Origin of the sequence: Actinoplanes sp. NPDC049316 (assembly GCF_040677315.1) — a bacterium.
Classification (GTDB): domain Bacteria; phylum Actinomycetota; class Actinomycetes; order Mycobacteriales; family Micromonosporaceae; genus Actinoplanes.
The window spans coordinates 21,288-28,974 of sequence record NZ_JBFAQM010000055.1; the positions used below are offsets into that span (position 1 = coordinate 21,288).

The 7,687-nt window shown below is 67.2% G+C and carries 7 protein-coding genes; 5 read left to right on the plus strand and 2 right to left on the minus strand.

The annotated features are described in order from the left end of the window. Positions 1-93 precede the first annotated feature (93 nt). Both AB0K03_RS40595 and AB0K03_RS40600 read right to left on the minus strand, forming a co-directional pair. Complete coding sequence (locus tag AB0K03_RS40595) at positions 94-294, minus strand: DUF397 domain-containing protein (protein WP_364697334.1); 201 nt, start codon at positions 292-294, stop codon at positions 94-96. Beyond that, on the minus strand, positions 291-1,178 hold the full coding sequence (locus AB0K03_RS40600) for a helix-turn-helix transcriptional regulator (protein ID WP_364697336.1): 888 nt from the start codon (positions 1,176-1,178) through the stop codon (positions 291-293). The genes AB0K03_RS40595 and AB0K03_RS40600 overlap by 4 nt, the downstream gene beginning before the upstream one ends. Before the next feature lie 1,330 nt (positions 1,179-2,508). On the opposite strand from AB0K03_RS40600, the gene AB0K03_RS40605 reads away from it, so the two are divergent. The 5 genes from AB0K03_RS40605 (at position 2,509) to AB0K03_RS40625 (ending at position 7,569) form a co-directional block, all read left to right on the plus strand. After that, positions 2,509-3,528 carry a GPP34 family phosphoprotein gene (locus tag AB0K03_RS40605; RefSeq protein ID WP_364697339.1) on the plus strand — a complete coding sequence of 340 codons (1,020 nt, stop codon included), beginning with the start codon at positions 2,509-2,511 and terminating at the stop codon, positions 3,526-3,528. Positions 3,529-3,574: 46 nt separating this feature from the next. Continuing rightward, positions 3,575-5,134 carry an APC family permease gene (locus tag AB0K03_RS40610; RefSeq protein ID WP_364697342.1) on the plus strand — a complete coding sequence of 520 codons (1,560 nt, stop codon included), beginning with the start codon at positions 3,575-3,577 and terminating at the stop codon, positions 5,132-5,134. Beyond that, complete coding sequence (locus tag AB0K03_RS40615) at positions 5,134-5,763, plus strand: GNAT family N-acetyltransferase (protein WP_364697345.1); 630 nt, start codon at positions 5,134-5,136, stop codon at positions 5,761-5,763. The genes AB0K03_RS40610 and AB0K03_RS40615 overlap by 1 nt, the downstream gene beginning before the upstream one ends. Positions 5,764-5,944: 181 nt before the next feature. Continuing rightward, a complete protein-coding gene (locus AB0K03_RS40620; protein ID WP_364697348.1) occupies positions 5,945-6,559 on the plus strand; it encodes a GNAT family N-acetyltransferase in 615 nt (204 codons plus the stop codon). A 206-nt stretch (positions 6,560-6,765) separates the two neighbouring features. Next, complete coding sequence (locus AB0K03_RS40625) at positions 6,766-7,569, plus strand: SAM-dependent methyltransferase (RefSeq protein WP_364697351.1); 804 nt, start codon at positions 6,766-6,768, stop codon at positions 7,567-7,569. Positions 7,570-7,687: the final 118 nt, after the last annotated feature.

Here is a 7,687-nt window from a genome sequence, read left to right on the forward strand (position 1 = left end):
CAGCTAGCCGGGCATCGTCCGAAGCCTGGACTTCCCCCGCTCCAAATGAAACCGGGAGGTGCAACGTCGAGGGGTGCCAGACTCTTCGGGCCTCTACATATCGAAATGGCCCGCGCGAACGTCATCAATGAACGTTGCCCACGCACCTCGATCGAACTCCAGGATGGGGCCGCCCTGGTCCTTCGTGTCTCGTACACCGACGCGCGTTCCGCTTTCGGACGGCGAGACTTCCACGCAGTTACCCTCGTCGCTTCGCGTGGACTTTCGCCATTTGCTGTAGACCTCAGCGGTCATGCTGCTACTCCCTCGATAAATTCGAACTGATCGGCTATGGCGGTAAGCATACGAATGCTTTCTTGAGGACTCAAGGAAGCAGACTTGAGCCGACTATGCAGGTGGCGGTAGGCGTCAACTTCGGCCGGCTCCGTGAATATCAAGTCCGTTGTCAGCGTGTCCACCGCCACCGCTAGAGTCTTGTGCCGGTCGCGATATCGGTAGATCGAGTACGCCGACCGAGGCGCGCTGTGTCCCTTCATCGTGGCCGAGATCGGCAGAATGCGAACCGTGAGCGAGCCGTGCGCTCGGCACAATGCGACGACATGACGCAGTTGCTCGGCGACGATATGCCGCTCGGCCGCGCACCGGCGAACGGCGGACTCGTCAATCACCACGTCATACGTCGGGCCCTCAGCGGCGAGTAACGAGCTCTGCCGACGCGCCCGAGCCGCGACCGCCACGACGGGATCAACCTGTTCGGGCTGCCTCGCGGGGTCACTGCGAATCCGCGCGTCCGCGAAAGCAGCCGTCTGCAGAAGGCCGGGTATCAGCGCGAGCGCGTACTCCGCGATGGCAGCTGTTCCGCTCTCCAGATCCGCATAGCGAGCCTGCCGCTCACCCATCTGTTCTGTTTGCTCATCCCACCAGCCTCGGGCCCAGCCATCCGAAGCTGCGCTGATGATGTCATCGCGCCGTTTAGGTCCGACTTGCAGGTAGTCGCAGATTCCCGAGACGAGGTCGATATCCGGTCCACGATGACCATTCTCAAGAGCGCTGAGCTGCTGAGCAGGAAATCCGACCGCCCGGGCAAGGTCCGCCGCCTTGCAGCCGTGCTCACGGCGAAGACGACGGATCTCCTCGGCGAGCCATCTGCGGCGAACATAGGGACTGGGGCCAGTCACCGGCAGCCTCCCACAAGGTCCATGTCGACGCGGCCAGGACACAGCGCTAGCCGGAGTGCGACCACTGTAACCCCGGCCGCAGCTCGAATGATCTTCATGAATCCGGTTGTCCGACTAATTCCGCAGGTCAGAGCAAGGTCGTACCCAAGGTCGGTACAGGAAGTCGGACACAAGGTCGGTATTCCCGCCCACCACACAATTCGTGATCGTTGGGAGGCGACGAACTCAACGCGACGGTGCCGCTGGCTCCTGTCGACTCCACCAGAGAACCACACATCGACGTCAGCGCCTAAGCGCCAGGTTATTTCGGCTCCATGAGCGAAGAACGAGTGTCAATCGAGGGCGGAGAGGAGCCGAAATGGCCGTGCAGGGGCACATCCGATCATCTCGCGCTGCTCGTCATGCCGCTCGGCTGCGCAACAACTTCCATCGCCGCACCACTAGCGAACGAATGCGTCTGAGCCGGTCAACGGTGAACTCCTCCGGGACGGGCGTGCTTTTACTCGCCGCTCGTCTCGGAGTGACCGGCCTCGACTCCGGGCCCTGCACGTCGAGACCGATGAGGAGCCGCCGGGCCCGACGTAACCAGCCAATCGACATCATGCACTGCGACGTGAAGTCCGGTGCTGGCGTGCTGACCGTGCGCCTGCCCCGTGACAAGCCAGCACACCACCCCGCCTCTTCCCTGTCACCGCGACGGGAGACCGCTTGCGCTGTGTCCTCTGTCGCATCGACGAGAGGTTCCGCTAACTACTCCGCTGTCCACGAACGAGAGCTGTTGAGGGCGGCTGCCGGAGATCGAGATGTCCTTGAACAGCTGGGCAGCCACCCGCATCGGGTACTACTTCCGGCTTGGACGTGTGCTGCCTGCACGTTGGCGTGGCCCTGCGCACCAGCCCGTAGATACCTGCTTCATGCCTTCGGTTGGTTGAAGGTGGCCACGTTGTCGGCCGCACTGATGGAACTCGCCGTCAAGGACCTTCAAGACCTCAATGCAGAGCAGCTTTGGCAGCGGTTCATCGAGTGGACGGAACCGCCCGCGGAGGCTCGCGAGTTGCTCCTTCGACAAGCCTCATGAACGCCCAGAAACCCCCGGCGACGTTGGGCGCACATGCTCACGCTGCGCCGGGCGTGACACCTGACCGACCCGCTGTGCGGGATTCCCGATCGGTCAGCTCCGGTGCCGGGCCGGGCGCACCTCGTTCGTCGCCGCGAGTTGGCTGCGCCCGGCCCGCCCTCAACTCCTGCATGTCCTGGATCTCGTAGAAGGAGGCAACGTCATGTCCCCCCTCACCGCCGGCATTCATGGGTCTGCCGGCGCTCGTGCAAGGTGCCGGCAGCGGTGAGTCATCCACGCAGCGGACCCGGCCGATTCTTCGCCGACGAGCTTGGACCCCGCCACTCCGCCGATGGCGTCAGTCAGCCGGTAGTGCAGCCGATCCGTCAACCGCAGCCAGCCGCTCGGCCCGCCGATCAGCACCTTCCCATGACACCGGGTAGCGAGCTCGGCGATGCGAACCTGATTAGCCGCGGCGCGTACCCGGTGACGACATCTTTCGCCCGCGAGGCGCCGCAGCCTTCGCCGTATGCGCCGCCGCACGCTCCGGCCTGGCATGCGCATGTGCCTGGTCCGGCCGACGCCGGCAGCCCGGCGGACGTCGAGGCGATCGCCAACCCCGACCGTGCGCAAGCCATGAACACCTTCCCCTTCGCTGACGACGTGTTCTTCGTCGCGCTCGACGACCGCACCGGCCAGATGCGGGCACACCCCGACGTGGTCGGGGCAGCGCTGGCGGGCGCGCTGCTCGCCGAGCTCGCCGCCGGCGAGTGGATCGAGGTGTACCGGGAACGGCTCGAGCCCGCCGCGGATGCTCGCCGGGGAAAGACGGTCCCGCGCGATGCTCTGGCCCACAAGGTGCTCGACACGATCCTCGGCCAGGCTGACTTCCTGCCGGTGGAGCAGTGGGTCTCGTTCCTGGCCGACACCGCCGAACAAGAAGTCGCCGAGCGCCTCGGCCGGGCAAACCAGATCGTGGTGGAACAGCGCCGCCGCGTGCTGAGCACCAGCACGATCTACAAGCCCGCGGACAAAAACAACGCCGCGTGGCCGCGGGCCCGCCTCTCGGAACAATGCCGCGCCCACCGGCAGCTGGACGCCGGCGACGTCGTCCTGGCCGGCCTGTGTCACGCCTCCGGCCTGCTGCACAACGTTCTCGACGCCGCCCCGGCCGGCACCTACGACTACACCATGCAGCAGATCCAGTCCCGGCTGGCCGACCACCCTTGCGTGCTGGCGGTGCTCGGAGCCGTGGAAAGCATCGTCACCGCCCGCGCGTCCCAGCTCGCTTGAGCTGACCCCTGATGGACCCCACCCCTCGATTTGTGGAGCATTTGACGTGACAGCTGTAGCTGCACCGATCAGCAACGTGAGAACCGGCCTGGCCAAGGGCCGGCTCGGCGTCGGCGGTGTCACCGCGCAGGTGATGGCGGCGGCGGCGCCCCTGACCGTCATCGCCGGCGGTGCGACCGGCGGGTTCGCCATCGCCCAGCAACGCGGCGTACCGATCGCCTATGTCGCCGTCGCGGTGATCCTCGGGATCTTCGCGCTGCCGTACGTGGCGATGGCCCGGCAGATCCCCAACGCCGGCGCGTTCTACGTTTACGTCACCGCGGGCCTGGGCCGCGTCGCCGGAGCCGCAACGGCGTTCGTGGCGATCCTGTCGTACAACGCGATGCAGGTCGGCCTCTACGGGGGCCTGGGCTACGAGGCGTCGAACTTCATCAAGGCCAACCTGCACACCGACGTCGACTGGTGGAAATGCGCTCTGGTCGCCTGGGCCGTCGTCGCGATCTTCGGACTGCTGCGCGTGGACTTCAGCGCCAAACTCCTGGCCGTGCTGCTGATCTCCGAGATCGTCGTCGCGGTCACCTTCGCGATCGTGCAGGTCTCGCACCCGCACCAGGGGCAGGTCAGCTTTGAGACGCTGTCACCGTCGTGGCTGCTGGCCGGCAGCGCCGGGGTGATGCTGACCATCGCGATCGCCGGGTTCGTCGGGTTCGAGAACACCACCGTCTTCGCCGAGGAAACCCGGGAAACTCACCGCACCGTCCCCCTGGCGACGTTCATCGCGCTCGCGGTCATCGGAGTGCTCTACGGCTTCTGCGCCTGGGCGATGACCGTGGCCACCGGACCGGACAACATCGTCGAACAAGCCGGCGCCGAGAGCACCAACCTGATCTTCAAGCTGTCGGCGGGCTACCTGCCCGCGTTCGTCATCACCATCGGGCACCTGCTGTTCATCACCAGCCTGTTCGCCGCGAACCTGTCCTTCCATAACACCTCCAACCGTTACTTCTACGCCATGGGCCGCGACGGGATGCTCCCCGCAGCGTTCGGCCGCACCTCCCAACGCACCAAGGCCCCGGTCGCCGCCTCCATCCTGCAGTCGGCCATCGGCTTTGTCGTGATCATCGGATACGCCATCACCAGCCTCGACCCCTACGTGAAGCTGTTCTTCTGGCTCACCGCCTCCGCCGGGCTCGGCGTGCTGACGCTGATGGTGCTGACCTCGGTGGCGATGCTGGCCTACTTCCTGCGGCAACGCTCCCGCCGACGCCGCGCCGAGCAGGTCGCCGACCTGGTCCGCGGCGTTCCCGCACCGACCAACGGCGCCCGCACCACCGGTGAACAGGTGGTCAGCGCCTGGCGCGGACTGCTGTGCCCGACGCTCGCCGCGGTCCTGCTGACCATCATCCTGTGGCAGACCGTCGACAACTTCCACCTGCTGCTCGGCGTGGACGCGACCGACAGCCTGCGCTGGTACTTCCCCGCCTCGATCCCCGTGGTCGCGCTGCTGGGCGTCGCCGTCGCCCTGATCCTCAAAGTGGTCCGGCCGGGAGCGTACGAGCGGATCGGGAACGGCGTCGCCCGCCCGACCCTGGCAGGGATGCGCTGATGCTGACCGACCAGAGCACGCCGGTCATCCGCCGCGCCGACGACAGTGACTACCAGATGCTGACCATGCTGCTGGTTGCCGCGTTCTTTCACGGCGACCTCGCTGGACATCTGATCCCGGACACGGCCGACCGGGCCAGCGCGTACTTCCCCTACTTCGAGATCATCGCCGACCACGCTCTGGGCGCCGGGCACGTCGAGATGATCGCCGAACCGGGGGCAGCGATGCCCGCTGCCGCGGCGATCTGGTACCCCGTCGACGCCGACGGGTTCTCCTTCACCCTGCCCGACTACGACGAACGCCTGGCCGCAGCGGTCGGACCGGCGTTACCGCGCTTCATCGCCCTCGACCAGGCCATGCACGACCGCCACCCCGCCGGCCGCGAGCATGACTACCTCGCCTTCCTGGCGGTGCAGCCCGGCCTGCAAGGCAAGGGGCTGGGAAGCCGGCTGCTCGAGCACCACCACCAGCTGCTCGACGCCGTGGGCCGGCCCGCCTACCTCGAGGCGACCGGCGAGCGAAACCGTCGGTTGTATCAGCGGTGCGGCTACAGCCCGCTCGAACCGTTCCCCATCGCCGACGGCGGGCCGCTGCTGCACCCGATGTGGCGTCCCGAACACCGCGAATAGCTGCCGCGGTTCGGGTCTCCGGCCCGTGCACCCGGTTCTCGCGAGCCGGGACGGAGGGCGTGCAGCTGCACCCGTGGCGCGCCCTCCAGCTCTATTCGTTCATCACGCCCGGATCTCGGCCAGCTTCACTGAGAGGACTTTCGCATGATTGGCCACCACACCGCCCGCAAGAGGACTTGCGATGACTGTCATTGACATCCGGCGGCGACCGACCATCCGGCAGGCGGCCCGCCGCGACATGGATCCGATCGTCGACCTCCTGGCCGCCGTATTCGCACGCACCAGCCTCGGACGCCACCTCGTCGGCGACGACCAGACCCGCCAGCACACGATTCGGCGCTACTTCCGCATCGTCGTCCCGCACGCGATGACACACGGCCACGTCGACGTCATCGGCGCCGGCCGCGCCGCCGCGATCTGGTACCCGATCAACGGACCCGCCAGCGTGACCATCCCCGGCTACGCTCCGCGCCTGGCCGAAGCCACCGGAGCCCACCTCTCCCGGTTCGTCGACCTCGACACCGCCCGGACCAAGCACCAACCCGTCGACCGGCCGCACCACCGGCTCGGCTACCTTGCCGTGCCGCCGGACCTGCGCCAGCAAGGCATCGGCACCCAGCTGCTCGAGCATCACCACCGCCAGCTCGACACCGCCGGACTGCCCGCCTACGTCGAAGCAACCGGCGCCCGCGACAGCCGCCTGTTCGTCCGCCACGGCTACGACCCGAAGAGCCCGTTCCCCGCCGGTACTCAAGCGCCACAGCTGTACCCGATGTGGCGCGAACCCCGGCAGTAGACCGGCCCCACAATCTCCGGCCCGAGCCACCTCGCAGCACGAGGACCCCCCGATCGGCTCGGACCGGCCGGAGGGGCGCAGCACCGCACACCGTGGCGGCCCACCACCGCGGCGCTGCGCCCCTCCACCCTCGACCAGACCATCACCAGCGGCACACGCTCGCGACCGCGCCGGCCTGCCCACCTAGCCATCGAGATGGATCACAAATGGACGAAGAGGCTATCGATACGAGCAAGGCGCACCCGGCGCGCCGCTACAACTACTGGCTCGGCGGCAAGGACAACTTCGCCGCCGACCGCGAATCCGGCGACGCCATCGCGAACATCTGGCCGCACATCGTGATCGCCGCCCGCGCCAACCGCGCCTTCCTGAAACGCGCCGTCACCTACTGCGTCGCCGAAGCCGGCATCCGCCAATTCCTCGACATCGGCACCGGCATGCCGACCGCCGACAACACCCACGAGGTCGCCCAGCAGCTCGCCCCCGAGTCACGCATCGTGTACGTCGACAACGATCCGATGGTGCTCGCTCATGCCCGGGCCCTGCTCACCAGCGACCCCGCCGGCGCCACCAGCTACATCGACGCCGACCTACGCCGACCCGCCGACATCCTCACCGATCCGGCACTACGTGCCACCCTGGACTTGACACAGCCGGTCGCGCTGATGCTGGTCGCGGTAATGCACTTCGTACCCGAGACCGCCGAGCCGTACCGCCTCGTGCACACCCTGATGGACGCCCTGCCCGCCGGCAGCCACCTCGTCCTGACCCACGCCAGCTCCGCAATGATTCCTCGACCGGCTGCTGAGCAGCTCTCCACGGCCAGTTTCCCCGGCCGCGACGACTTCTACGACCGAGACCCGCAGCAGATCGCCAAGTTCTTCGACGGACTGAACCTCGTCGAACCCGGCCTGCAGATTGTGAGCGACTGGCGACCCGACCCCGCCAGCCCGAACGTGCCCCCGGAACAGGTTTCGGTGTACGGCGGTGTCGCCGTCAAACCCGCATAGCGAGCAGCAATCCGTCTCGGTTCTGTCCGCGGCCAGTGAATGATCCCCATAGGCGGCCATTTACCGCCCCGCTGATGGCCAAGGTCCTCCCCGCGGACGGCCAGATACTTCCCCGCTG

Coding starts and splice junctions, on each gene's coding strand:
- AB0K03_RS40615 (WP_364697345.1), top strand. CDS start 5,134: ATGCTGACCGACCAGAGCACGCCGGTCATCCGCCGCGCCGACGACAGT.
- AB0K03_RS40620 (WP_364697348.1), top strand. CDS start 5,945: ATGACTGTCATTGACATCCGGCGGCGACCGACCATCCGGCAGGCGGCC.
- AB0K03_RS40625 (WP_364697351.1), top strand. CDS start 6,766: ATGGACGAAGAGGCTATCGATACGAGCAAGGCGCACCCGGCGCGCCGC.
- AB0K03_RS40595 (WP_364697334.1), bottom strand. CDS start 294: ATGACCGCTGAGGTCTACAGCAAATGGCGAAAGTCCACGCGAAGCGAC.